This window comes from Exiguobacterium sp. s152, from assembly GCF_018618335.1.
Lineage (GTDB): Bacteria > Bacillota > Bacilli > Exiguobacteriales > Exiguobacteriaceae > Exiguobacterium > Exiguobacterium chiriqhucha.
Genome location: NZ_JACSLX010000004.1, coordinates 69,773 through 94,657 on the forward strand (window position 1 = coordinate 69,773; position 24,885 = coordinate 94,657).

26 protein-coding genes and 1 riboswitch are annotated in these 24,885 nt (G+C 53.1%); of the genes, 13 read left to right on the forward strand and 13 right to left on the reverse strand.

What is annotated here, in order from left to right; translation table 11 throughout:
• The first annotated feature begins 18 nt into the window (after positions 1-18).
• Positions 19-1,284: a purine/pyrimidine permease gene (locus KNP72_RS08790; RefSeq protein WP_214832914.1), complete on the forward strand. Its 1,266-nt coding sequence runs from the start codon at positions 19-21 to the stop codon at positions 1,282-1,284.
• A 22-nt stretch (positions 1,285-1,306) separates the two neighbouring features.
• Here the strand turns inward: KNP72_RS08790 and KNP72_RS08795 are convergent, their stop codons facing one another.
• The 4 genes from KNP72_RS08795 to KNP72_RS08810 are packed head-to-tail and all read right to left on the reverse strand — an operon-like array spanning position 1,307 to position 4,261.
• A complete protein-coding gene (locus KNP72_RS08795) occupies positions 1,307-1,699 on the reverse strand; it encodes an RDD family protein (RefSeq protein ID WP_214753532.1) in 393 nt (130 codons plus the stop codon).
• Positions 1,696-2,343 (reverse strand): NAD(P)H-binding protein, encoded by a 648-nt coding sequence (locus KNP72_RS08800; RefSeq protein ID WP_214715074.1) that lies wholly within the window; start codon positions 2,341-2,343, stop codon positions 1,696-1,698. The genes KNP72_RS08795 and KNP72_RS08800 overlap by 4 nt, the downstream gene beginning before the upstream one ends.
• 35 nt (positions 2,344-2,378) lie before the next feature.
• Positions 2,379-3,683 carry a nucleobase:cation symporter-2 family protein gene (locus KNP72_RS08805; RefSeq protein ID WP_214715076.1) on the reverse strand — a complete coding sequence of 435 codons (1,305 nt, stop codon included), beginning with the start codon at positions 3,681-3,683 and terminating at the stop codon, positions 2,379-2,381.
• Positions 3,680-4,261, reverse strand: coding sequence for a xanthine phosphoribosyltransferase (locus KNP72_RS08810; protein ID WP_214832916.1), 582 nt, complete (start codon positions 4,259-4,261; stop codon positions 3,680-3,682). Before KNP72_RS08810 ends, KNP72_RS08805 begins: the two co-directional genes overlap by 4 nt.
• Positions 4,262-4,338: 77 nt before the next feature.
• Positions 4,339-4,440: riboswitch (purine riboswitch) on the reverse strand.
• A gap of 131 nt (positions 4,441-4,571) precedes the next feature.
• On the opposite strand from KNP72_RS08810, the gene KNP72_RS08815 reads away from it, so the two are divergent.
• The 3 genes from KNP72_RS08815 to KNP72_RS08825 are packed head-to-tail and all read left to right on the forward strand — an operon-like array spanning position 4,572 to position 7,934.
• A complete protein-coding gene (locus tag KNP72_RS08815) occupies positions 4,572-5,180 on the forward strand; it encodes an NAD(P)-dependent oxidoreductase (protein WP_214718507.1) in 609 nt (202 codons plus the stop codon).
• Between the two features lie 60 nt (positions 5,181-5,240).
• Positions 5,241-6,794 (forward strand): ABC-F family ATP-binding cassette domain-containing protein, encoded by a 1,554-nt coding sequence (locus tag KNP72_RS08820; protein ID WP_021068083.1) that lies wholly within the window; start codon positions 5,241-5,243, stop codon positions 6,792-6,794.
• A 21-nt stretch (positions 6,795-6,815) separates the two neighbouring features.
• Positions 6,816-7,934, forward strand: a complete 1,119-nt coding sequence (locus KNP72_RS08825) for a DUF418 domain-containing protein (RefSeq protein ID WP_214832918.1) — start codon at positions 6,816-6,818, stop codon at positions 7,932-7,934.
• A 143-nt stretch (positions 7,935-8,077) separates the two neighbouring features.
• Here KNP72_RS08825 and KNP72_RS08830 read toward each other — a convergent pair whose 3' ends face one another.
• The 5 genes from KNP72_RS08830 to KNP72_RS08850 all read right to left on the reverse strand — a co-directional run bounded on the left by KNP72_RS08830 (position 8,078) and on the right by KNP72_RS08850 (position 10,889).
• Entirely contained in the window at positions 8,078-9,007 is a 930-nt protein-coding gene (locus KNP72_RS08830; protein ID WP_214718511.1) for a manganese-dependent inorganic pyrophosphatase, read from the reverse strand.
• Positions 9,008-9,103: 96 nt separating this feature from the next.
• On the reverse strand, positions 9,104-9,241 hold the full coding sequence (locus KNP72_RS08835) for a hypothetical protein (RefSeq protein WP_021068076.1): 138 nt from the start codon (positions 9,239-9,241) through the stop codon (positions 9,104-9,106).
• Between the two features lie 94 nt (positions 9,242-9,335).
• Positions 9,336-9,617, reverse strand: coding sequence for a HesB/YadR/YfhF family protein (locus KNP72_RS08840; RefSeq protein ID WP_021068075.1), 282 nt, complete (start codon positions 9,615-9,617; stop codon positions 9,336-9,338).
• Positions 9,618-9,684: 67 nt separating this feature from the next.
• Positions 9,685-10,644 carry a LacI family DNA-binding transcriptional regulator gene (locus tag KNP72_RS08845; protein WP_214832920.1) on the reverse strand — a complete coding sequence of 320 codons (960 nt, stop codon included), beginning with the start codon at positions 10,642-10,644 and terminating at the stop codon, positions 9,685-9,687.
• Positions 10,645-10,655: 11 nt separating this feature from the next.
• On the reverse strand, positions 10,656-10,889 hold the full coding sequence (locus tag KNP72_RS08850; protein WP_214764072.1) for a hypothetical protein: 234 nt from the start codon (positions 10,887-10,889) through the stop codon (positions 10,656-10,658).
• Between the two features lie 236 nt (positions 10,890-11,125).
• On the opposite strand from KNP72_RS08850, the gene KNP72_RS08855 reads away from it, so the two are divergent.
• The 4 genes from KNP72_RS08855 to KNP72_RS08870 all read left to right on the forward strand — a co-directional run bounded on the left by KNP72_RS08855 (position 11,126) and on the right by KNP72_RS08870 (position 15,489).
• A complete protein-coding gene (locus tag KNP72_RS08855) occupies positions 11,126-12,415 on the forward strand; it encodes an NCS2 family permease (RefSeq protein ID WP_214710179.1) in 1,290 nt (429 codons plus the stop codon).
• Between the two features lie 238 nt (positions 12,416-12,653).
• Positions 12,654-13,391 (forward strand): (Fe-S)-binding protein, encoded by a 738-nt coding sequence (locus tag KNP72_RS08860; protein WP_214715103.1) that lies wholly within the window; start codon positions 12,654-12,656, stop codon positions 13,389-13,391.
• A gap of 2 nt (positions 13,392-13,393) precedes the next feature.
• A complete protein-coding gene (locus KNP72_RS08865) occupies positions 13,394-14,797 on the forward strand; it encodes a LutB/LldF family L-lactate oxidation iron-sulfur protein (RefSeq protein WP_380082842.1) in 1,404 nt (467 codons plus the stop codon).
• Positions 14,794-15,489 (forward strand): LutC/YkgG family protein, encoded by a 696-nt coding sequence (locus KNP72_RS08870; RefSeq protein WP_214832922.1) that lies wholly within the window; start codon positions 14,794-14,796, stop codon positions 15,487-15,489. Before KNP72_RS08865 ends, KNP72_RS08870 begins: the two co-directional genes overlap by 4 nt.
• Positions 15,490-15,537: 48 nt before the next feature.
• Here the strand turns inward: KNP72_RS08870 and KNP72_RS08875 are convergent, their stop codons facing one another.
• Both KNP72_RS08875 and KNP72_RS08880 read right to left on the reverse strand, forming a co-directional pair.
• Positions 15,538-16,563 carry a DUF4097 family beta strand repeat-containing protein gene (locus KNP72_RS08875; RefSeq protein ID WP_214715108.1) on the reverse strand — a complete coding sequence of 342 codons (1,026 nt, stop codon included), beginning with the start codon at positions 16,561-16,563 and terminating at the stop codon, positions 15,538-15,540.
• Positions 16,560-16,880, reverse strand: a complete 321-nt coding sequence (locus KNP72_RS08880) for a PadR family transcriptional regulator (RefSeq protein WP_021068067.1) — start codon at positions 16,878-16,880, stop codon at positions 16,560-16,562. The genes KNP72_RS08875 and KNP72_RS08880 overlap by 4 nt, the downstream gene beginning before the upstream one ends.
• A gap of 191 nt (positions 16,881-17,071) precedes the next feature.
• Between KNP72_RS08880 and KNP72_RS08885 the strand changes: the two genes are divergently transcribed.
• Positions 17,072-19,027 carry a HAMP domain-containing sensor histidine kinase gene (locus KNP72_RS08885; RefSeq protein ID WP_214715110.1) on the forward strand — a complete coding sequence of 652 codons (1,956 nt, stop codon included), beginning with the start codon at positions 17,072-17,074 and terminating at the stop codon, positions 19,025-19,027.
• A gap of 42 nt (positions 19,028-19,069) precedes the next feature.
• On the opposite strand, the gene KNP72_RS08890 is transcribed toward KNP72_RS08885, so the two are convergent.
• Positions 19,070-19,867, reverse strand: coding sequence for a glucose 1-dehydrogenase (locus KNP72_RS08890; protein ID WP_029596296.1), 798 nt, complete (start codon positions 19,865-19,867; stop codon positions 19,070-19,072).
• A 192-nt stretch (positions 19,868-20,059) separates the two neighbouring features.
• Between KNP72_RS08890 and KNP72_RS08895 the strand changes: the two genes are divergently transcribed.
• Together KNP72_RS08895 and KNP72_RS08900 are read left to right on the forward strand one after the other, a co-directional pair.
• Positions 20,060-21,382, forward strand: a complete 1,323-nt coding sequence (locus tag KNP72_RS08895) for a hemolysin family protein (protein WP_035385700.1) — start codon at positions 20,060-20,062, stop codon at positions 21,380-21,382.
• 192 nt (positions 21,383-21,574) lie between these two features.
• A complete protein-coding gene (locus tag KNP72_RS08900; RefSeq protein WP_021068063.1) occupies positions 21,575-22,567 on the forward strand; it encodes a 5'-3' exonuclease in 993 nt (330 codons plus the stop codon).
• Between the two features lie 13 nt (positions 22,568-22,580).
• Here the strand turns inward: KNP72_RS08900 and KNP72_RS08905 are convergent, their stop codons facing one another.
• The gene (locus KNP72_RS08905) at positions 22,581-23,381 is read right to left on the reverse strand and encodes a VOC family protein (protein WP_214832924.1); all 801 of its coding nucleotides are present in this window, start codon (positions 23,379-23,381) and stop codon (positions 22,581-22,583) included.
• Between the two features lie 106 nt (positions 23,382-23,487).
• On the opposite strand from KNP72_RS08905, the gene KNP72_RS08910 reads away from it, so the two are divergent.
• Together KNP72_RS08910 and KNP72_RS08915 are read left to right on the forward strand one after the other, a co-directional pair.
• Positions 23,488-23,814: a winged helix-turn-helix transcriptional regulator gene (locus tag KNP72_RS08910; protein WP_214832926.1), complete on the forward strand. Its 327-nt coding sequence runs from the start codon at positions 23,488-23,490 to the stop codon at positions 23,812-23,814.
• A 63-nt stretch (positions 23,815-23,877) separates the two neighbouring features.
• On the forward strand, positions 23,878-24,885 hold the full coding sequence (locus KNP72_RS08915; protein ID WP_214718517.1) for a S66 family peptidase: 1,008 nt from the start codon (positions 23,878-23,880) through the stop codon (positions 24,883-24,885).

Sequence of the window (24,885 nt, forward strand, 5' to 3'; positions counted from 1 at the left end):
AAATACCAGGGGGACATCATGACCAAAAGTTCTGTAACCACGACGATTCAGTGGTTTATTTTTATTTTAGCTACAAACATTGTACCACCGCTCTCCATCGCTGCCTTATTCGAACTGTCGCCAGCCGACACGATGACATTCATCTCACGTTCGCTGTTCGTCTTTGCACTCTTCAGCATCATCCAGACGCTTCTCGGCCACCGACTGCCAATCTTAGAAGGACCGGCCGGGATTTGGTGGGGCGTGTTCACACTCTATGCCTCCATCGGTCCAGCACTTTATGGTAGCGGACAAGAGACGCTCCAAGCGCTCGGTTTCATGTTGTTCTTGAGTGGTGTGCTCGGTGTGGTCATGACCGTCACCGGTCTGTTGCGACGGATGCTGTCGTTGTTCACCCCACAAGTGCTCGGGGTCTATATGATTCTGCTCGTCCTGCAACTGTCGGGTGCCGTCATCAAAGGCGGCTTTGGCGTGACCGAGGACGGCATTAACATCGTTCAAGCCGTCGCGACGGCCGGTCTCGTGTTGTTCGCGCTCACGCTCGAGCGTAGCCGGTTCAAACAGTATGGACTCGTCATGACGCTCATCGCCGGATTTTGGTTGTTCAACTTGCTCGGACTAGGCAACCCGATCGTCCGTTCCGAGTCATTCTTCCTTGTTCCTGAACTGTTCCCGTTCGGAACGTGGGTGTGGGATTGGAACTTGCTTCCGACTGCGTTCGTCATCACGCTCCTTCTCATGACGAACGTCCTTGCCAATATCAAATTGATTGAACGCATCGTCAGCTCGCGTGAGAAGCGTCAAATCGAAGGCAACGTCCCGGCATCTGGTGTCGTCAGTGGGATCAGTCAAATGGTGGCGGGCATGTTTGGGACACCGGGACCGGTCGCCATCTCTGGAACGGCTGGTTTCTTATCCTCGACGGAGAGCGTTCATCGCTCACCACATCTCGTGGCCCATGCTGTGATGATGTTGCTCGCCCTCATCGGTCCGTTCGTCTCGCTCATCGCGAGCATCCCGGCCGCCGTCGGATACGCCATCGTCACCCCGCTCATCGCGACGATGATTATCATCGGAATTAACGAGGCAGCGTTCGAATTGAATCAAAAGACGGCGTCACTCACTGTCGGGCTCCCGCTCGTCATCGGAGCCGGCGCGATGTTGCTCCCGCCTGGAGCAATGAACGATTTGCCGCCACTCTTGGCGACCGTGTTCTCGAACGGACTCGTCCTCGGAACAATCGTCGCCTTGACGACGGCCATCCTTAGCCGCATCCACGACTAAAAAAAACTGACCTCGCGCGAGGTCAGTTTTTTTCGGTTACGTGCATATGGAACGCTGCATCGTGCGGCAAGACGGCACCATCTTCGGCCTCGAAGTGCGCACGGTCCTTGACGTAGGCAGCAATCGAAATCGTATCGCGGTGCAGTGCTCGTTTGAACGCCTGCTCGGCTGTGACAGGTGTCCCGTCGTCGTTTTTCAACTCAAGACCCATCAGTTTATAGCCGAGCGTCTGTCCGCCGCGACGCATCTGACACGCCTCGAGCGCATAGGCGACGAGCGTCGGCGTGATGACGGTATGGACGAACTCGCTCTTCACTTTTTTACGGACGAGCTGTTCGACGCCGTAACTGACCAATCCAGCGATGACGCTATCAATCAATACGGCTTTCGTCCGTTTTTTCGTCAGTCGCTTCATTGGCTCATCCTCTGCATCATACCAGACGTCAATACTTCGATGCCTTGTCCTTCTTCGGCGGCCATAATCAAGGCACGCGCCACATGAAGCGCTTGAATCGGTGCGGCGTCTGGGAGTTTATCGAGCAAGAACGGTTGGAGCGGACGGCTGAAGACCTCGGCTGCTTTCTCGCCGAGACGGAACTCCTCCCGATCCCCGAGCAAGAGCGACGGACGGGCGATAATCAAGTGCTCGAAGCCGAACACTTTGAGCCCGTTCTCGAGCTCCCCTTTCACGCGGTTGTAGAAGAAAGGTGACCGAAGTGACGCGCCTTGCGCCGAGACGACGGCGTAACGTGTCGCCCCGTGTCGTTTCGCGACGCGTGCCACTTCAAGCGGCAAGTCGAGATCGACATGTTTGAACGCCTGACGTGAACCAGCGACGGCAATCGTCGTCCCAAGTGCGCAGTAGACGTCATCGATGTGCGGCAACGCCTCGTCCATCTCTTCGAATCCGACGACTTCATGCAGTTTCGGATGACTCCATCGTTTCGAGCGGCGGACGATTATCCAGACTTGATCATACCGTTCTTGTTCGAGCAACTGTTCGACGAGTTCGCGTCCGATCAATCCGGTGGCGCCAACGACAAGTGCAGTTTTCCCCATGCTTGTTCCCCCCTAGTTACGTAGTTCCTTTCAGTCTAGCTGACTTGCCGGTTATCGGCAACGACCTCGGCCGGACGGAACCGGTCGACGAGTCGGAAGAACCCGTTCAATAACAAGGCAGTGAACGATCCGGCGACGATGGCACTGTCCGTGAACAACTGCACCGCTTCCGGCATATTTGCGACGATGGCCGGGTTGGCCGTGATGCCAAGCCCGACACCGATCGACAAGGCGATTGTAATCAAGTTCTCATTTTTCGCAAAATCAACTTGGCTCAAAATCCGAATCCCGGACGCGGCGACCGTGCCGAACATGACGAGCATCGCCCCACCGAGAACTGGTTTCGGAATCAATGTCGTGAACGTCGCGACTTTCGGCAAGAAGCCCAGTAAAATCAACAGACCGCTCGTCCAGAAGATGACGCGACGCGATTTGACGCCTGACAATTGGACGAGTCCAACGTTTTGACTGAACGTCGTGTACGGGAAGCTGTTGAAAATCCCTCCGAGAATCGTTGCCACACCCTCGGCCCGATATCCTTTCGTCAGCTCGTTCGAGCCAATCGGTTTTTTCGTGATATCGCTCAGTGCCAAGAAGACACCCGTCGATTCAATCATCGAGATGATGGCCACGAGCGTCATGACGAGGATGGCCGAGACATCAAACGTCGGCATCCCGAAGTAGAACGGTTGTACCATTTGGAACCAACCAGCCTCACGGACCGGGCTGAAATCGACGAGACCGAGGAATGCGGCGACCCCTGTGCCGATCAAGACCGCAAACAAGACGGCGGCCGCCCGTGTGAACACGGTACCGATTCGGTTCAAGACGAGAATCAAGCCGATGGTCAAGCCACCGAGCGCCAAGTTTTGCATCGAAGCGAAGCCAGGCTCACCCGGCATCCCGCCGCCGATGTCATTGATGGCGACCGGGATGAGCGAGAGACCGATAATCGTCACGACTGAGCCGAGCACGACCGGCGGGAAGAAGCGGGCCAGTTTTCCGACAAAACCTGAAATTAAGATGACGATGATCCCGCTCGCGATGAGCGCCCCATAGATGGCGGTGATTCCGCTCGAACTACCGATGGCAATCATCGGACCGACCGCGGTGAACGTACAACCGAGCACGACCGGCAGACCAACGCCGGTAAAACGAGTCGTCCATACTTGTAACAGCGTCGCGACACCACACATGAACAAATCGATTGCGACGAGATACGCGAGTTCCGTCGGACCGAGTCCGATGGCGCCACCGACGATGAGCGGGACAATGGCCGCGCCCGTGTACATGGCGAGTAAGTGTTGGAAACCAAGGCTGGCTGTCTTAAACGTATTCATCGGACCACCTCCACGAAGGAAATCTCACCCGCTTCAAGCTTTGCGATCCGGGCGAGTGACTCGACTTGATAGCCTCGTTCGAGCAACTTGTCCCGTCCCGGTTGGAACGACTTCTCGATGACGATGCCGACACCGGCGACGACCGCCCCGGCGGATTCGACGAGCTGCGTCAAACCGAGAGCGGCTTCCCCGTTGGCAAGGAAGTCATCGATGACGAGCACGCGCTCCCCGGGTTGGACGAAGCGTCGGCTCAAACTGATGCGGTTCGTCTCTTGTTTCGTGAACGAATAGACGTCCGCTTCAACGAGATCGTCTTGGAGTGTAAGTGATTTACGTTTACGTGCGAAAACGAACGGGATGTTCATCTCAAGCGCCGTCATCATGGCCGGAGCGATTCCACTCGATTCCAATGTGACGATGCGGTCAATTCCCTCGTCACGGAACCGGTCTGCGAACTCGCGTCCGATGGCTTGCATTAAGACAGGATCGACTTGATGGTTCAAGAAGGCATCGACTTTCAATACGTGTTCGGACAACGCTTGTCCTTCATCTCTGATTTTGTCTTCTAACTGCTTCATTGTTTTCCCTCCAATAAAAAAATGCGATTCGTCACCCCAACCCGGGGACGACGAACCGCATGGAAACAAAACGAATGCACACGACAAGCGTCACCCGTAGTCGAACCATTTACGGTGGTTCGGTAGAGACTTGTGAGCCATATTCTCACGGATATACGAGTGCGAATCTTTTATTTATATAAGATAGGACTTATTCTAGACGATATTTTATAAATTGCAACCCGTTTTGGAAAAGACGGCTAAAAGTTCGATTTTTCTGAAACTGCTGTATACTAAAGATACTGGAAAAACGAGAGGAGCTACGTCCATTATGAAGCTATTCGTATTAGGGGCCACAGGCCGGACCGGTCATCAGTTTGTCGACCAGGCCATCGAGCACGGCCACCATGTGACCGCCTTCGTGCGGGAACAGAAAAAACTCATCCGGACACCGCAACTTGAAATCATCGAAGGCGACGTCACAGACAGCGCCGCACTGACGAACGCACTCGCTGGTCATGATGCTGTCATCAGCTGTCTCGGAACCGACTTGAGCGATCCCGACTTCTTGGCCCGCGTCACCGATGCGCTCGTCCCGGCACTGAAAGCAAACGCCATCAGTCGGGTCGTCTATCTCGCCTCGGCCGGAATCGACAAAGAGATTCCAGGTATCGCCGGCACGGTCGTCACGTTCATGCTTCGGAAACCGCTCCGTGATCACCGGGCCGCGGTCGATTTATGGCGCAACTCGTCGTTCGATTACACGATCGTGCGGCCGATGCAACTGACGGACGGTCCTCGGACGTCAGCGTATCGCACATCCGTCGACAGCATTCCCGACAACGGCAAACAGATTTCACGGGCCGATGTCGCCCAATTCATGCTGAACGCCGTTGAAGACCAACTCTTCATCCGCCAATCGGTCGGACTGGCGTACTAATTTTTTTGAATCCATGCTACAATATCGGATAGTCAACTTTGAAGGGAACGAATAAGAAATATGAGTATATTAACAGTACAAAACTTGAGCCACGGTTTCGGTGATCGCGCCATTTTAAATGACGTGTCTTTCCGTCTATTGAAAGGCGAACACATCGGCCTCATCGGAGCGAACGGTGAAGGAAAATCTACGTTCATGAACATCATCACGCGTAAGCTCCAGCCGGACGAAGGCAAAATCGAATGGGCGAAAAACGTCCGTGTCGGTTACCTTGACCAGCACGCTGTCCTCGAACGTGGGATGACGATTCGGGACGTGTTAAAGAGCGCGTTCCAATACTTGATTGACACCGAAACACGAATCGGTGAGCTCTATATGGAAATGGGCGATGCGACACCTGAACAGATGGACGACATGCTCGCCGAAGTCGGCGAACTGCAGGAAATGCTCGATTCGAACGACTTCTATATCATCGACGCGAAAGTCGAAGAAGTTGCACGCGGTCTCGGTATTTTAGATGTCGGACTCGACCGTGACGTCACGGACCTCTCAGGTGGTCAGCGGACGAAAGTATTGCTCGCGAAATTGCTTCTCGAGAAGCCGGACATCCTTCTCCTCGATGAGCCGACCAACTATTTGGACGAGGCCCACATCGAGTGGTTGAAGCGTTATCTCCAGAACTACGACAACGCCTTCATCTTGATTTCGCACGATATCCCGTTCTTAAACAGCGTCATCAACTTGGTTTACCATATGGAGAACCAAGACTTGTCACGCTATGTCGGGGACTACGACAAGTTCATGGAAGTGTACGAGATGAAACGCTCGCAGCTTGAATCGGCTTATAAACGCCAGCAGGCAGAAATCGCCGACTTGAAAGACTTCGTCGCCCGCAACAAGGCACGTGTGTCGACACGGAACATGGCGATGTCGCGCCAGAAAAAACTCGATAAGATGGACGTCATCGAACTGAGTGCGGAACGTCCAAAACCAGAGTTCCGGTTCTTGCAGGCACGCACGTCAGGTCGTCTCATCTTTGACGCCAAAAATCTCGTCATCGGTTATGATGAGCCGCTCTCACGACCACTCGACCTCCAAATGGAGCGCGGTCAGAAGATTGCCCTCGTCGGTGCGAACGGGATCGGGAAAACAACGCTGTTGAAGAGCCTTCTTGGCATGATCAACCCGCTTGAAGGAACCGTCGAACGCGGTGAGTTCTTGGAGATTGGGTACTTCGAACAAGAAGCGGCCGTCAGCAACAACACATGTATCGAAGAGATTTGGAGCGAGTTCCCATCACTCAACCAGCAACAAGTCCGTGCCATGCTCGCGAAATGCGGTCTCATGACGAAGCATATCGAGAGTAAAATCGCGGTCCTCAGTGGTGGAGAGAAGGCGAAGGTCCGTCTCTGTAAGCTCCAAAACAACGAATCGAACTTGCTCCTCCTCGATGAGCCGACGAACCACTTGGATGTCGACGCGAAGGAAGAGTTGAAACGTGCGTTGAAAGAATATAAAGGCAGTATCCTACTCATCAGTCACGAACCAGAGTTCTATCAAGACATCGTCACCGACGTCTGGAACTGCGAATCGTGGACGACAAAAGTATTCTAATCCGTGTAGAGGAAGTGGCGTATGGCTGGCCCGATTCAAGTAAACGAACGTATCGTTCTATATGACATCATTCGAGGGTTTGCCCTATGCGGCATCTTTCTCGTCAACATCCCCACAATGCTCGGAAGCGACTGGATTTCCGGTCGCGCCGACTATGCGGGGAGCGATTTACTCGTTCGGACGCTATTCGATTTGTTCGTCCAGACGAAGTTTTACACGATTTTCTCGCTCTTGTTCGGAATCGGCTTCTCGATTTTTCTCGAGCGCTCATATGCGCGCGGGGACTCGGTCGCCCGTTATATCCGCCGTATCGTGATTTTGTTTCTATTCGGACTCGTTCACCTGGCCATTTGGTCGGGTGACATCTTACATACGTACGCGATGTGGGGCTTGTTGCTCCCACTGTTTTATGGATTAAGCAACCGGGCGATTTTGACATGGGCATGGAGTTTGTTGATTGGGAGCTTTTTACTCTTCTATGTCTCATCCATGTACTTAGAATTATCGCTCGGATTTAGGTTTAGTGGTGATCCTTTCCCGGCAATCTTTAATTCTGGATTCGGCCCATGGTTCGACTATCGCTTAGACGAAGAGATTTTTGACATGTTCCAAAACTCATTTTTTGTCGGGGTTGAAATTCTAAGCCTGTTCTTGTTCGGACTTTATATCGGACGGGAACGGAAACTCCTCACGTGGAGCATCCGAGGATTGACACGGACGGCCATCATCTGTACGATAGCGGCCCTTCCGTTCTTCGCAGTCATTATTTGGCATCACTACGGTAGCGGTGCCGAATATTCGGCGACGAACTCTGCGGCTGTCCTCGTCTCTGGGAAACTGCTCGCGACGACGTACGTCTGTCTCTTTACGATTGCCGTCCGTAACGGGCGCGCATTCCGTCCACTGCAGGCGCTCGGCCGTATGGCGCTGACGAACTATTTGACGCACACGCTCGTCGTCGTCCTGCCGGTCATCGCCCTCGGCTACTACGGTCGTCTGTCGTTGACGGAAGGATTGTTCTTAAGCATCGCAATTTTGATTGCCCAAGCGTTCTTCTCGATGTGGTGGCTCAAATCGCATCGATATGGTCCGTTCGAGAAGTTATGGCGCATCGGAACATATGGAAGACAATCCAACTAGAGGGACGCCGGTTCATGCTGTTCGTGATTACGAAATCCTGACAATATATATGCGAACAAGGCTCGAAGCAGACGCTTCGAGCCTTGTTCGTTATAAAACAAAAAATGAACGCCCAGTCGATCGACAGGACGTCCATGCATTTCTTAGTTTGTGGCTGCAGCAGTCAACACAGGCACAATTTGTTTTTTACGTGAGACGACACCAGGGAGTGTCGCAAGGCCATCGACCAATTTGACGTTGAACGCCTGCTCGAATAGGTCAGTCTTCTTACCGACAACGAGTGCTTCTGAATCGTTCGTCAAGATGTTCGTGATGGCGAAGACAAACAAATCGAGTTCTTTGTCTAATATCTTCACGGCCATTGCCGCTTCGACTTCAGCTTTACGGCTCAATACATCGTTCGCGTCGACCGTGTTCACTTGAGCAATCTCGATGCGGTAGTCGCCCATCGCAAACTCTTTCGCGTCGAGCGAGATGAGTTCTGGGATCGTCTTTTGGCTAAGGTCCGCTCCGGCTTTCAACATCTCGAGACCGTATGTCTCGATATCTGTACCAGAGATAGCTGCGAGTTCTTTTGCCGCTTTGATGTCCTCGTCCGTGCATGTCGGTGACTTGAACAAGAGCGAGTCCGAGATGATCGCCGATAGCATCAATCCTGCCATGTCAGGCGCGATTTCGACACCGTGCTCTTTATAGAGTTTGAGCAAAATCGTCGCCGTGCATCCGACAGGCTCCGCCCGATAGTAGAGGGCATCTGCTGTTTGGAAGTTGGCGATACGGTGGTGATCGACGACTTCGAGGATGCGTACGTCCTCGATGTCTTCCGCGCTTTGTTGGAACTCGTTATGGTCGACCAAGATGACCGAGTTCACTTCGTCCGAGACGCGTTCCACGAGGCGTGGTGCCTTGACGCGGAAGTGGTCGAGCGCATATTGCGTCTCCCCGTTCACTTCACCGAGACGGATTGCCTCAGCGTCCATCCCTAACTTTTTCTTGAGCTCCGCGTAAGCGAGCGCCGAACAAATCGTATCCGTATCTGGATTTTTATGTCCAAAGACTAGTACTGTACTCATCATACATTCTCCTCACTATGATAGTTTTCCCTTATCCATTATAACGTCTATACTCATTCTTTCAATTCCCAAACAAAAAGAGCCACCAGGGGCTCTTTACGCTTGTTCGTCTTCGTCCGTCTCTTCGAGGTCCGAATGATCCCCTTTTGAATCTTCTTCGTGCGAAATATCCGGTTGGTCTCGTTTCAACTTCTCTTGTTCTTCTTGTTCACGCTTTTTATCTTGTTCTGACATCTGTCTCATCCTTTCGGTTTTGTCATGTCGTAGACTGTTCCCCGAGCTGGATGGCTTCAAACGGATGTATTCTTACTGTTAACAAACTGTGATGTCACGCTTGAACGAAGACGACCTCGTCGCCACGGATCTCGACGTTGACGTCTTGTCCTTGGAACAACCATTCATCCTGTTCAGCCACGACGAAGCGAATCCCGTCCGCTTCCGTTTCGACCGCCGCGTTGTCGATATCTTCCGTGATGACCCCCACTGAGAAACCGTGCGTCAAATCGGTCGAACCCCCATATTTAGCGAATAAACGCACCGTCTGGCCTGCCTCGACCTCCATCTCATCTTTAAAAAATTGGAGTGCTTCTTCTGTCACGTTAATCTTCATCTGTCATCCTCCTCTCGACTTCTGTCTCCATTCTAATCGTTTCAGAAAAGACGAGCGAGGAAGTTGCCTAGAGTGTCGTCCCCGACAAATACGTGACCGTTAAACTGTTTGTGACCGAAGCTGCACCGTTCATTTCATCAAACGTCACGTCGAACAGCGTCCGGCCGATGTCTTCATTTGGCGAGTGCATCGTCGACAGACCGAATGCCTGACCGATCGGATGACCATCGAAGCCGAGGATAGCGACTTCATCGGGGATGCTGACACCGCGACGGCGTAATTCCCCTAAAAAACCGAGCGCCACGTAATCCGACGAGAAAAAGAGCGCTCGAGGACGCTCTTGTTGACGCAGAAACGCATCGGCCAGTCCGATCCCGTCCTCGCTCGTCAAGTAACCGGTCCAAACCCATCGCTCACGCGCAAGTTCGACTTCATCGAAGTACGCCTGCTGACGCGCGATTGAGCTTGGACTGTCTTGTCTTGACAACACGATGCCGATTTCGGCATATCCCGCTTGCGCCAACACGCGCAAACCGGCGACGAACGCGGTGTAATGATCGACGTGGACCGAAGAAATCGTCTGCGGCGCCCCGACGGTCGCGACCGCGATCGGACCAAATTTTCGATACGTTTCCATCTCATCGAATGACATCGTATGGGATAACAGGATCGCCCCATCGACTTCACGGTGCTTCAATAGATCAAGCGCTTGCCGTTCTTGGTCGAGTTGATACTCTGTCTGCCACATGACGAGTCGATAATCTCTTTGGAGGGCAGCTTTCGCGAGCCCGTTGACGAACAGTCCATAATACGGATGATCCAAATACGGCAACACGACGACGAAACGTTGTGTGCGACCGGTCGATAACGTCAGCGCCTGCTGATTCCGTAAATAGCCAAGCTCGGCCATCGCCCGTCGCACCCGCTCCCGCTTCTCTTTCGACACATACGGATGCTCGTTGAGCACGCGCGACACCGTCGTCACGGATACGTCCGCGTATTTCGCGATATCTCGGATGTTCGCCATTCCGCTTCACCTCAATCTGTCAGTCTTTGCATATAGTGTACCCAGTCTGACTCCTGACTGTCACCTTTCGCAATCACTTGCTTTCGGATGGCTTGGACGAGGCGGAACCGTTCTTCGACGGGTAGATGAAGAAACTCGTCTTGAAAACGGGCGCACAACATTCTTCCGAGCGGCGTATACAACTGATTGATGACGAGTTCGTAGACGATCCCACTACACCATGTTTTCCACGTTATCGGATTCATGAGCTTTCCCTCCTTTGACTTAACCGTACAGTCTGAAACGCGTTTCAGAGCAAGTACTATTTTTATTTCATCTATTTCCGAACATTCAACGCTTACATGAGGAAATTTAAAGTTTTTTCGCTCAAAATCATTGACGACAGCCAGCTCATTTTGTATAGTCATCAAGTTGATAACGTTAGTTCGACGATTGTCGGACATTATTGTTCGGAAATTACTAATTATAGGGAGTCCTACTCATGAACTTATTTCAATTGAAACAACATGGTACGAACGTTAAACAAGAAGTGATGGCAGGCATCACAACGTTCGTGACGATGGCTTACATCTCTGTCGTCAACCCGGCAATTCTGTCAGATGCCGGCATCCCGTTCGCCCAGGCATTCACGGCGACCATCATCGCCATCTTGATTGGTACCGGGCTCATGGCGTTCTACGCCAACCTTCCGATTGCCGTCGCCCCAGGGATGGGACTGAACGCATTCTTCGCGTATACGCTCGTCGCCCAGCAACAGATCACGCCGTCCGCCGCGCTCGGCGTCGTCTTCGTCTCATCGGTCTTCTTCTTGATTTTGTCGCTGTCACCGATTCGGACGAAACTGATTCAAGCCATCCCGGCCTCGCTCAAGCACGCCATCACGACCGGTATTGGTTTGTTCATCGCCTCGCTCGGATTGAAGTTGTCAGGACTCATCGTCGCCGATGAAGCAAACCTCGTTCGCCTCGGGGACTTGTCGTCGCCAAGCGTCCTGCTCGTCCTCGGCGGTTTGATCGTCTCGGCCCTCTTGTTCTCACGGAACGTGCCGGGCTCACTCCTCATCGGGATGGTGCTCACAGGCATCGCGGCTACCTTCATGGGTCTCTTGAAGATTGAAGGCGTGACGGCGATGCCGACATTGCCGGAAGGACTTATGGTCAATCCGCTCACGGCGTTCTCGGACGTCATCCAGTACGGTTTGTTCGGTGCCGTCTTGTCGTTCTTCCTCGTCACGTTGTTCGATACGACCGGAACACTCGTCGGTGTCGGAAAACAGGCCAACCTGTTGAAAGAAGATGGGACGATCGAAAACGGGCACCGCGCCTTGTTCGCCGATTCGCTCGCGACGATGGGCGGCTCGCTCGTCGGGACGAGCCCGTCGACGGCTTATATCGAGTCGGCCGCCGGTGTCGCCCAAGGCGGACGGACCGGTCTTACGACAGCGGTCGTGGCCGCCATGTTCGGACTGACATTGTTCTTCAGCCCGCTCATCGGTGCCATCTCTGGTGTTGCCGCCATCACGGCACCGGCCCTCATCATCGTCGGTGCGCTCATGTTGACGAACGTCCGTTACATCGACTGGACAGACTTCAGCGAATACTTCCCGGCGTTCATGACGATTCTCATCATGCCGCTCTCAGGCAGTATCGAACGCGGGATTGCCTTCGGTTTCATCCTGTATCCGATTTTTAAAGCGATGAACAAAGAAACAGTCCACCCGCTCATCTACTTGTTCGGCGCGCTATTCATCCTGGAAATGTTTTTCTTATAAGTTAGATTCGAGCCCTCGTCGACCGATGAGGGTTTTTCTGTTATCGGGCAGGGTAATGCTGTTTTATAGCAGTCATCTTCTGAATATTGATTCATTATCATTTAGTTCTCAATTAGACAGGATTTGACAATTTTTTGTGAGAATCGTTCCATTTTTCTTTTTTGACCTCGTTTATTATGGAATAATAACTGTGAAACCGTTTACGAATTAAACTATGAACCGGAAAGAAGGAATGGACATGCCTAAAGTGGCACTGTTCGTCACTTGTCTCTCTGATACGTTGTTCCCATCGGTAGGACAAGCGACGGTCGAACTATTAGAACATCTAGGTTGTGACGTCAGTTTCCCGTTTGAGCAGACGTGTTGCGGGCAGCCCGCCTATAACAGCGGCTACCATGAAGAGACGAAGAAGATTGCGAAGCATATGATCGAGACGTTCGAGAAGGCTGATGCCGATTATATCGTCGGCCCGTCCGGCTCTTGTGTCATGATGATGCGCGACTATCCGCACTTGTTCAAAGACGACCTCGCCTGGAAGATGCGGGCCGAGGCCCATGCGGCGAAGACGTTCGAGTTGACGCAGTTCATCGTCGACGTGCTCGAAGTGACGGACGTCGGGGCCAAGTTCCCGGCCAAGGCGACGTACCACGCCTCGTGCCATATGACGCGCTTGCTCGGCATCGAGGCGGCACCGGGTCAGCTGCTTAAAAATGTCGACGGCTTGACGATGCTCCCACTCGAGAACGTCCACAACTGTTGCGGCTTCGGGGGAACGTTCTCCGTCAAGATGCCGGACGTCTCGGTGCAGATGGTCGATGAGAAGGTCGAATCCATCTTGAACTCCGGGGCCGAGGTGCTCATCGGGGCGGACGCCTCGTGTCTGATGAACATCGGGGGACGCCTCCATAAACAAGGCCATCCGATCAAAGTGATGCATATCGCGGAAGTGTTGAACGAAGGGGTGAAACAAGCATGAGCATGGGGATTCGGTTAGATGAGAAGTTTCAGGAGCGACGCAAGGACGGGATTGATAACCCGTTCATGCGTCAAGCCGTCAGTTCGGCACAGAACCGTCTGCGCGACGGAAGATTGAACGCGGCAGGTGAGCTTGGGGATTGGGAAGCGTTTCGGGACCACTCGGAAGAGATTCGCCAACACGTGCTCGAGCATCTCGACTATTACTTATATCAACTGAGCGAGAATATTTCCAAACGAGGCGGCAACGTCTTCTTCGCCGAGACGCCGGAAGAAGCGAACCGGTACATCCGGGAAGTCGTCCGCGCCAAGAACGCCAAGCATGTCGTCAAATCAAAATCAATGGTGACCGAGGAAATCGGGCTGAACGAGGCGCTCCACGAGGAAGGATGCACGGTCGTCGAGTCCGATCTCGGGGAATGGATTCTGCAGCTCGACAACGACCCGCCATCGCATATCGTCGCCCCGGCCCTCCATAAAGACCGGAACGCCGTCCATGAGACGTTTACGGCGCACGGCTACGAAGGGACGAACGACCCGACCGAACTCGGCCGGTACGCCCGTCGAGAGCTCCGGAAAGACTTTTTGAAAGCGGAGGTCGGCATCACCGGCTGTAACTTCGCCATCGCCGAGAGCGGTGCCGTCGGTCTCGTCACGAACGAAGGCAACGGCCGCATGGTGACGTCGCTTCCGGACACCGTCATCTCGGTCATGGGGATGGAGCGGATCGTACCGTCGTATGAGGAGTTCGAGGTGCTCGTCAATATGCTATGTCGGAGCGCCGTCGGTCAACGACTCACCTCGTACATCACGACGTTCGCTGGCACGCGCGGTCACGGCGAAGTCGACGGACCAGAGGAGTTCCATCTCGTCATCGTCGACAACAAACGCTCTGGTATCCTCGGCACACAGTTCCAATCTGTGCTCCAATGCATCCGCTGTGCGGCCTGTATTAATGTCTGCCCAGTCTACCGCCATATCGGTGGTCACGCCTACGGCTCAATTTATCCGGGCCCGATCGGTGCCGTACTCGCCCCGCTCCTCGACGGATACGAGAATTATAAAGAATTGCCATACGCCTCGAGCCTATGCGGTGCCTGTACGGAAGCCTGTCCGGTCAAAATCCCGCTTCACGAGCTGTTGATTGAGCATCGTCGGGTCATCGTCGAGGAGAAGAGACAATCACCGTTCGTCGAGCGCATCGCCATGAAAGGCTTCGCCGTCACATCCTCGAGTCCGTTCTTATTTGAAGCGGCCGAACACATCGCGCCGTTCGCATCGTCCCCGTTCACGAAAGCGGGACAAATCGACAAAGGGTTACCGGCGTGGACGGATTCGAAAGACTTACCACAACCCGCCAAGCAGACGGTGCGGGATTGGTTCAAGAAACGGGGGAATGCAGAATGAATCCAGGCACAATCACCAATCGCGAGGATTTTCTAAAACGAATCGCAGGGCAACTCGGACGTGACGTCGATTTGACGCCGCCGAAACGAGTGTATAAGCACCGACCGCAAGACGAGGTGTTGAAAGATGCGTCCGACGAGGAACTGCTCGAAACGTTCCGGATGGTCGCGACACGCATCCACACCGACGTCGTCGAATGCGAGTCGGCCAACCTCGATGATACGCTCCGTCTGTTAATTGATCGGTATGAAGGGAAGGCCATCATCGCTGAACATGACGACCGGATTCAGGCGTGGGCCCCAAACACGAGCGAATCGTTTGACTGGTGGGATGTGGAGCGCCCGGAAGACAGCCGTGCCCTCGCCATAAAAGCCGATATCGGCATCACGATTGCCGACCAGGCCCTCTCCGAGAGTGCAACCATCGTTCAATACGCAGCACCCGGCAAGTCACGTACAATCAGCCTATTGCCGCGCGACCATATCGCCATCATCCCGAAATCGGTACTTGTCCCGCGGATGACGCAGGCGGCCAAACAATTGGCCGACCTCGACCGCTCCGGTGAGCTCAACTCGCCGAACGGAGTCAACTTCATCTCAGGTCCATCGAACTCGGCCGATATCGAGATGAATTTGATTGTCGGGGTGCACGGACCAGTCCGTGTCGCCTACTTGCTCGTCCACGATCTGTAAACAAAAAGACTCGCGCGTGAATAGCTCACGCGCGAGTCTTTTTCATACTTATTCGACGGTGATGCTCCCGTTGGAGCTCGTCAGTTTGAGTTCGACCGTCCCGTCCCCGAACGTCCGCTCGTTCGCCCGATCCCCGAACAGTTCGACTTTGCCGTTTCTCGTTTTGGCCCGGATGACGGCGTCACGCGGATCTCGCTTCAAACGCACATCGATGCGTCCGTTGTTCGTTTTCAGACGGACCGGATGCTCGAGCACATCGATGACACAGTCGATTCGTCCGTTCGATGTCTTCGCCTCGACTGCCCCTGTCACGTCATGGATATCGAGACGGCCGTTCGACGACTGAACCTCGAGACGATCCACAGTCGAGCCAAGCACTTCCACGCGTCCGTTCGACGATTGCGCGTCAAGGTCCTGCCCTGTCATCGACGTGAGACTGACTTTCCCGTTCGAAGAGCGGAACGAGCCTCGCTTGGCGCTAACAGTATGGCCCGTGATGCTCCCGTTCTCACTCTCAACTTCGACCGATGCGGCCTCGAGATTGCGCACGTCACAGGAGCCGAGACGATTTTTCAAGACGACTTGCTCATACGCATGGCGTGGTAGCTCGACGTGTAACACCGGTGCCTTTGTCACTGCCCAGGCGAACAAGTTCGACAGACCGAACCGGCGCTCTGATTCGATTCGAATCTCCAGGGTGTCCCCAACGATCTCCATCGTCACCCCGTGGTCCCGTTCCGTCTCGAGCGTGGCGTAGGCAAAGCCGTCATGAGACGGCACGACTTGGACGTGTGCTTGCAGGACGTTAATCGAGACGTTGCGAAACGCCACGTTCTGGCTTTTGACAACGGCCGGTTCTTTTCGTACGTCAGGCGATGGATCGACCGAACCAAGCAACTCGCTCGCGAGCGCGCTTGGCGCCCCGAGTTCCTCAATCATCGCCGCATCTGTCTTCCCGTCGATTCGTCCACTCGCAAAGTATTCCGACACATCCCGTAAAATGTCGACCCGCTCGATGACGCTCATTCCCATCAGTAACCGTTCGAGTTCCAATAAATATTGTTCTTCTGTCATTTGTCCGTTCCCCCTTCAATCAATTCGTTGACACCGGTCGTGAACGCTTCCCATTCCGCACGTAGTTCTGCCAAATGAGCTTTCCCCTGCTCTGTGATCGTGTAATACTTTCGCGGTGGTCCTTCTGCCGACTCCTTTAAGTACGTTGTGAAGTACCCGTCCGAGGTGAGTCGCCGCAGGAGCGGATAGACGGCCCCTTCCGAGATGGCGACTTTTGCCGAGATGGCTTGCACGAGCTCATACCCGTATCGGTCATGCGTCTCGACGAGCGCGAGCACACATAAATTGAGTACGCCTTTCTTGAACTGAGGGTTCATTTCTTCGCCTCCTCTACTATATATTAAACAATAGCTTATCATTCACTATTATTCAATAAATAATAGTTAAATTTCCGCTTATTTCTTGATTGGTGGAAACAACTGGTTCAAATCTGTACAATGAAGGAACGACACTCGCAGGATATTTGTCACAGTAGGAACGTACGCAGTTCCAGGAAGGAACGGTCTTTATGAAAGCATGGATTGACCAGCGGATCGGAAGACAGTTTTTATTCGTCTTCTATTTATTCATCGGACTGATCCTCCTTACCTCACTCGCCGTGTACATGTATACGGAAAACCGAATCGAACAAACGACGTCATCGCTCGAGAACATTAGTGAACGTCGCACGAACGCGACTGAACTATTCGAGACGTGGCAGTCGATGCAATATGAAATGCGCGGGTATGTCATCCTCGGCGACGATGCGATGCTCGCCCGCGTGAAAGAAAAACAAGACTTAATTGAGATTCAGACTGCATGGTTCGAGACGAACGCGGTCACTGAAAAAGAGAAGACGTATGCAAGCGACGCACGGACGCTATTCTCGGCCTATCAACAACGCGTCATGCCGAGTCTAGAGCGATATGTCATCGCCAAACGCGAAGGGACGGTCACAGAACCGTTTTTGAAAATGCCGACGCTCGGTAAAGTGACACCGCAAGCGGAACCGCCTGCCGACCGCAAATTTAAAATCAACTCAAAAAGTGCAGCTGACATGAGTGCGAGCATCGTCGATATGGAGACGGTGTTCACCGAATACCGCAACTCGTTGAATGAAGAAGAGAATCAGTTGCGAGAACAACTCGCCACTCATACAAAGTGGGCGCAAGTGCTCTGGCTCCTCTCCCTCCTCGCCGTGTTGCTCGTCCTCTTTATCGTTGCTCGTCCTTACGTGAAACGATTAACCGGTCAACTTCAAGAGTTGATCGTCAACAGTGAACGATTGGCGGATGAACGCATCATTCCGATTCCAGCGGCCGTATCTTCACGAAACGAGGTCGGACAATTGACGAACTCATTCCGTCAAATGGCCTCTTCGCTCGCGACACAACGCAACCAAGTCGAGGAAGAACGCGAGAAGACGGCGCGCCTCCTGCACTCGATTCGTGATGCGGTCATTTATGTCGAGCATACGACACATGAGAAGTTCGCCAACCAGGCCCTCTTCATCATGTTCAATCAAGCCGCCACGAAACGGAACGAGATGGACTTGTATCGTTTGGATGCCGATTTAGAAGAACTTGGTTTCCAAGTCGATCAGAAAGACTCGTTCTTCTCATTCATGCGCCGCGCGTTTGATGGCGAGAGCATGGAAGAAAGTGTGACGTTCTCGATGAATCAAGAAGAACGCTTCATTCAGATGTATGCGGAGAAAATCCACTTGCGCGGCACCCGTCACGGCACGATGCTCGTCTTCCGGGACGTGACGCAAGAGACCGAGGTCGACCGTTTGAAAACGGAACTCGTGTCGACCGTGTCGCACGAACTGCGCACACCGCTCACGAGCATCATCGGTTTCACCGAGCTGCTTCGCTATCGGACGATGCCCGCGGAGCGCATCGATCAATATTTAGGGATGATTCACCAAGAGACGCTCCGTCTCGAAGACTTGATTTCCAACCTGCTCGATGTGCAACGGATGGAGTCCGGAAAACAGACGTACCATAGCCGACCCGAGAGCTTGCATACGATTTTAAAAGAAACGATCGCCATCCATCAAGGTGCGAGTGAACATCATCAGCTCGACCTCGAATGTGATACGAATCTATATGTATACGGTGATCGAGATCGCTTGAGTCAACTGTTCACGAACTTGCTCCACAACGCGATCAAATATTCACCAGAAGGTGGAAAAGTCGCCGTCTGTGTCACGAATGACAAGTCCGATGTCATCGAGATTTCGATTCAGGACACCGGCATCGGCATTCCGACGTCGGCGCTACCGAAACTGTTCGACAAGTTTTATCGCGTCGACAACTCGGCCAGTCGTAAAATCGGTGGCACGGGCCTCGGCCTCGCCATCTGTAAAGAAATTGCCGAAGGACACGGCGGAACGATTCGCGTCGATTCGAGCGTCGGCCACGGCTCGACATTCACCATCATCTTGCCGAAATACGCGGCGGAAGATCAACTAAGCAGTTAATAGACAAAAGGAGACGCCGCTTGACGCGGAGCCTCCCTTTTATCATTGCACTTTATTTTCAGGACCGAATGATGGATAGAGCGACAAGCCTCCGTCCGCGAAAATCGTCGCGCCGGTGACGTATGATGACTCGTCTGAAGCAAGCCATGCCGCAACGGCCGCAATCTGTTCCGGACGACCAATCTCATGAGTCGGGATGAGCGCCTCGAGCCCTTTCTTCTCTTCAGGGTCTTGCATCGTCTCTTCATTGATTGGTGTGTCGATGGCGCCTGGTGCGATGCCATTGACACGAATTTTGTTCGGTGCGTACTCGAGGGCGACCGATTTCGTGAACATCTTCACGCCACCTTTACTCGCCGCATAATGCGTATAGCCTGGACGTGGAATCACTTCGTGCACCGATGACATGTTGATGATGTTCCCTTGAATCTCATGGTCGACAAAGTATTTGAGGGCGGCACGTACACCGAGGAACGTTCCCGTCAAATTCGTGTCGATGATTTTCTTCCAGTTATCGAGCTCCATCTCGTGCGTCTTTGCCTCGACCTGTACGCCGGCATTGTTGACGAAAATGTCCATCTTCCCGAACTCCGATACGGCCGTTTCAATCATCTTCTCGGCGAGACCCTCTTCGGCGACGTCCCCTTTGACCGCGACCGCTTTCCCGCCAGCAGCCTCGATGCCTTCAATGACTTTGTTCATCTCGTCCTCGCTGCTACGATAATTCAAGACGACATGAACCCCTTCCTTCGCATATCGTTCCGCGATGGCGCGCCCAAGTCCTTTCGAACTCCCGGTGATGACCGCGACTTTTCCTTTTAGTTCTGGATAGTTAGCCATATCAATTCCTCCTTCATCTCTTCTCGATTTGTAGTTCCCTCATTCCCCTCTTGTCGAAACCTTTCCGCCTGTTTTTTGAATATTTTTGGTAAATCTACTATACTGAAACAAACTATTCGTTTTCAGGGATTCTCCTGAACGACATACGACTTAACGTTAATGGAGGTGACTCCCCGATTTTTGGGGGAATTTTTGGACAGTCCCATGTTACTCAGCTTATTGATCGTCGCCTTGCTCATTTTTATGACCGCCTTTTTCGTGGCGGCCGAATTCTCCATCGTCAAAGTGCGTGGGGCCCGACTCGACCAACTCGTGCTCGAAGGAAACCGACGGGCCGCTGTCGCCAAGAAAGTGATTGAGAATCTCGATGACTCGCTATCGGCCTCACAGTTCGGCATCACACTCGCTGCCCTCGGGCTAGGCTGGATTGGCGCGGACCAAATCGAAGGGATGATTCAACCGCTCGTCGACCGCTTGAACGTCTCATCGTCGCTCGCGACCATCCTATCTTTCTTGATTGCCTTCTTGCTGATTGCCTTCTTACACGTCGTCATCGGGGAACTCGTCCCGAAAACGCTTGCTGTGCATGAAGCCGAACGCTTGACGTTACTCGTCGCCCGACCGCTCTATTTCTTCACGAAATTACTGTATCCGTTTATCCATGTGTTGAACGGGACGGCCCGGTTGACGTTGCGCTTGTTCGGCGTGCAGACGACCGCACAAGAGACGGCGCACTCGGAAGAAGAACTTAAGATCATCATGACCGAGAGCTTCCGCAGCGGAGAAATCAACGAGAATGAGCTCGCCTACGTTCAAAACATCTTCTCCTTCGACGAACGGATCGCCAAGGACGCGATGGTCCCACGAATGAACATGGTGACCATCGACGAAGAAGACTCGATTGAGACGATTATCGCTACCGTCCAAGAACATCAATACACCCGTTATCCGGTCACGCGTGATGGCGACCGTGATGACGTGCTTGGCTTCATCAACGCCAAACAATTATTCACCGCTCAACTCGTCAAAAGCGATGCCCCGTTCGAGACGTTCATTCATCAGCTTCCACTCGTGACGGAATTCACACCGCTCCAAGAAGCGATGGTGAAAATGCAGAACGCGCGGACGATGATGTGTCTCGTCATCGATGAGTACGGCGGTACGGCCGGTCTTCTCACGATCGAGGACATCCTCGAGGAAATCGTCGGAGAGATTCGTGACGAGTTCGACCGTGACGAACAGGCTGAAATCACCGAAGTCACACCCGGTCATTACCGCTTGTCCGGTCTCGTCTTGACGCAAGAGATTGAAGAACGGTTCGGCATCGAAATCGAGGATGACGTCGATACAATCGGCGGATTCGTCTTATCGCAAAAAGCGAATGCCCGCACCGGTGAACGGTTCGTCTTACCGGGCGAACATGAACTGATCGTCCGTGAAATCGACAATCACCGCGTCGTTTTCGTCGATTTGATTTTAGCCCATAAAGACGAGATTCAACCTGAACTCGACTGACTCAATGGACCGCCCTCCCCAATTTTTCGGGGAGGGCTTTTCGTGGAGCGGTCGAACTGTCGCTATATTTTCATGTCTTGTCGTGATATACTGCACATATGTTGCTAATTTGAGTGCGTGTCACTCATTGACACAACATCACCGAACAGTTCATCAATGTTCGGTCCAACAACTACAGAAAGAAGGTTACGCATGGAACGTAAACTATTTTTAATTGACGGAAACTCCATGCTGGCCAGTGCCTACTATGGTGCCGCCGCGAGCCGAACGAAAAAAGGACGCGAGGTATCTAAAAACGATCGGAGTGCCGTCATCGGTATGACCGGCCTCATCCGGACGATTCTACGCAGACATCGTCCGACTCATTTCGTCGTCGTGTGGGACGTCTCACGTGAAACATTATGGCGCCGCGAGCTCTATCCAGGCTATAAACGCCGTCGCCGCCAGACACCACCCGAGTTGAAAGCACAAATGGAACTCATGCGCCAATTGCTTGAAGAGAGCGGCATTCCGCAATATCAAGTCGAAGGCTATGAAGGTGAAGATTTGATTGCTCATATCGCTCGGAAGTTTAGCTGTAGCGCCCCTGTCGTCATTATGACGAAAGACAAGGACTTGCTTCAGCTCGTGAGCCCACGCATCACCGTCTGGCTTCAAACGCAAGAGCTGCAACAAATGCAGGCTCGTTGCGACATCAAAGACAATCGCCCGCTCCCGCTCAAGCGACATCTCGAGATTCGCCCTGAGGAGATTGCGGCATTGTACGAGGGATTGAAGCCAAAACAGCTCTCAGCAGTCAAAGCGTTGACAGGAGACCGTTCAGACGGGATTCCACCTGTGGCCGGATTAGATGAAAGTCAATCGGTCCAGTTAATCAAACGCTTCGGTTCGCTCGATAAGCTCTATACGGCGCTCAGCGTCAAAGGCGACAAACGACAATTGATCAATGAAACGATCGCGGCACTGACGTCAGAAGAAGTGCCCCGTAACTTGAGACGCACACGTAAAAAGGCCGAGCGCAACATGGAGCTCGTCCGTCTCGATGTCACGGTGCCAGAACTTGAACACTTGAAACTCGCTCATCTTGAGCTCAGTATCAATTCAAAACGTGTCGAACAAGCGTATCAAAAGCGCGGCATTCGCCTCTCGTTTGATTCAAGTCAAAAGAAAATTTCAGCACGCTAAAAAAGCGTGGACATTAGTCCACGCTTTTTATATTGACCGTGATGCCGTCGTCATCGGTGAGCGACCATTCCGATGTCATCCCGCCGAGTTCGCGATTCGTGGCCGTATCGACCAAGAGCGTCCACGCCTCCAGACCGGCCTCTTGTCCCATCGGCTGGCTTGGTCGGGCCCAGACGTTCGCGCCAATGTGGTGATGATACCCGTCGGCCGCTAAAAATAAGGCGCCCGGATACGAATCGGTCGTCACCTTGAAACCGAGACGATTTTGATAGAATGATTTTGCCGCTTCTAGGGAACGTACTTTGAAGTGGACATGCCCCATCGTCGTCCCGTTCGGAAGACCCGTGAACGGACGGTCGGCCGCCGCCTCAAGCATCGATTCATATTCAACTGGGTCCGTCGACATCTTCACATGACCGTTCGCTTCATATTCCCACTGCTCGCGGGGACGATCGGCGTAGAGCTCGATGCCGTTACCTTCCGGGTCGCTCAAATAGAACGCCTCACTGACCAAATGATCTCCTTGTCCGACTTCAATCCGTTGTTCAATCAAATGACGAAGGATCCGTCCGAGTTCGACGCGGTTTGGCAATAGGATCGCCATATGGAACAAGCCAGCTGTTCGTGGATTTGGACGCACGCCGCTCACTTCATGTAAGACGACGAGCGCCATTTCGTTCGTTCCGAGTGTGACGCGATGTTCTGACGTCTCGAGTACATCCATTCCGATGACGCGCTCATAATATGTTTTCATCATTTCTAAATCATTGACGCGCAATGTGACGGCGCCGAGTTTAATGTTTGTTAAGTTCATCCTTGATCACCTCTTTCTCAGTATACCCGCTAAGTAGCATCGACAGAAGACGGCACAAAAAGGTGGTATAGTTACCTCAAGGATACTGTAGAAAGGAGTGAGACTGATGCCATTGATTTCAAGTTGCGAAGTCGATACCGCGCTCGAGCTGATCACGGGGAAATGGAAACCGTCGATTTTACTCGCGCTCATTAATCGGGACACGTTAAGGTTCAGCGAGTTGAAACGCTCGCTCCCAAATATCAGTCAAAAGATTTTGACGGCACAGCTTCGCGATTTAGAGGAGCAAGACATCATCATCCGCACCGTCTATCCCGAAGTTCCGCCTCGTGTGGACTATCGCTTGAGCGAGTATGGGAAGACGTTGATTCCGGTGCTCGAGACAATGAACGCTTGGGGCATCCAACACGCAGAACGTATGCGTCAAAAATAATTGTCCACATGTGGATAACCCGTTTCCGCATTCCCATCTATCACTTATCCACAGGAGGCTCACATGATTCGTTATCCACAATTGACCGGACATCACTTCGGTGTGACGGCCCCTTCGTCTGGCGTTCCCGCTGAATTACATGGACTGCTCCATGAGGCCGAGGCGACATTCACCCGCCATGGGTTCACGCTTCAATTCGAGCCATCGGTTTGGACGCAAGACAAAGCAAAATCGGCACCAGCAGAAGTCCGGGCCGATGAATTGACCCGGTTGTTCCACAATGATGCAATCGATTTGATTATCCCGCCATGGGGCGGCGTCCTCTTGATTGAGTTGCTAGACGCGATTGACTGGGACGCGCTCCCACCGAAATGGATGCTTGGCTATTCGGACGTCAGCTTATTCCTATTCGTGTATACGCTCAAGACCGGTATCGCTTCGGCCCACGGGACGAACCTTGTCGACCTACGCGGCGAAGAATGGGACGCGACGAGCTCGCGTTGGCTCGATGTCGTATCAGCAAAAGAAGGCGAGACGGTCATCCAGCTCGCCTCGGAACAGTTCCAAAAAGAATGGCAGCATGAGAACCCAAGCCCGCACGTCTATCATTTGACCGAACCGACGGAGTGGAAATCACTCGACGGGACAGAGGCGACCGGACGACTGCTTGGCGGCTGTATCGATGTCTTGTTACATACCATCGGCACACCGTATGGAGATGTCGCCACGTTCCAACAGACCCATTTGGACGGGGAGCCGATTCTTTGGTATTTCGAGAACGCCGAGCTCGATGTTACGGCACTCAAACGGACCCTGCTTCAAATGAAGTGGGCCGGTTGGTTTGATTATACGTCTGGCATTTTGTTCGGGCGCAGTGCGGCTCAACAGCCCGTCCAAGGCTACACCGCAGAGGACGTGTATACGGAACTGCAGGAATTGCTCGACGTGCCTGTCATTTACGATATCGACTGCGGGCACGTCCCGCCGCAAATGACACTTATCAACGGTGCCCACGCCTCGATTCAAGTCGAGGACGGCAAAGGGACACTTATTCAAACGTTCAAGGGCTGA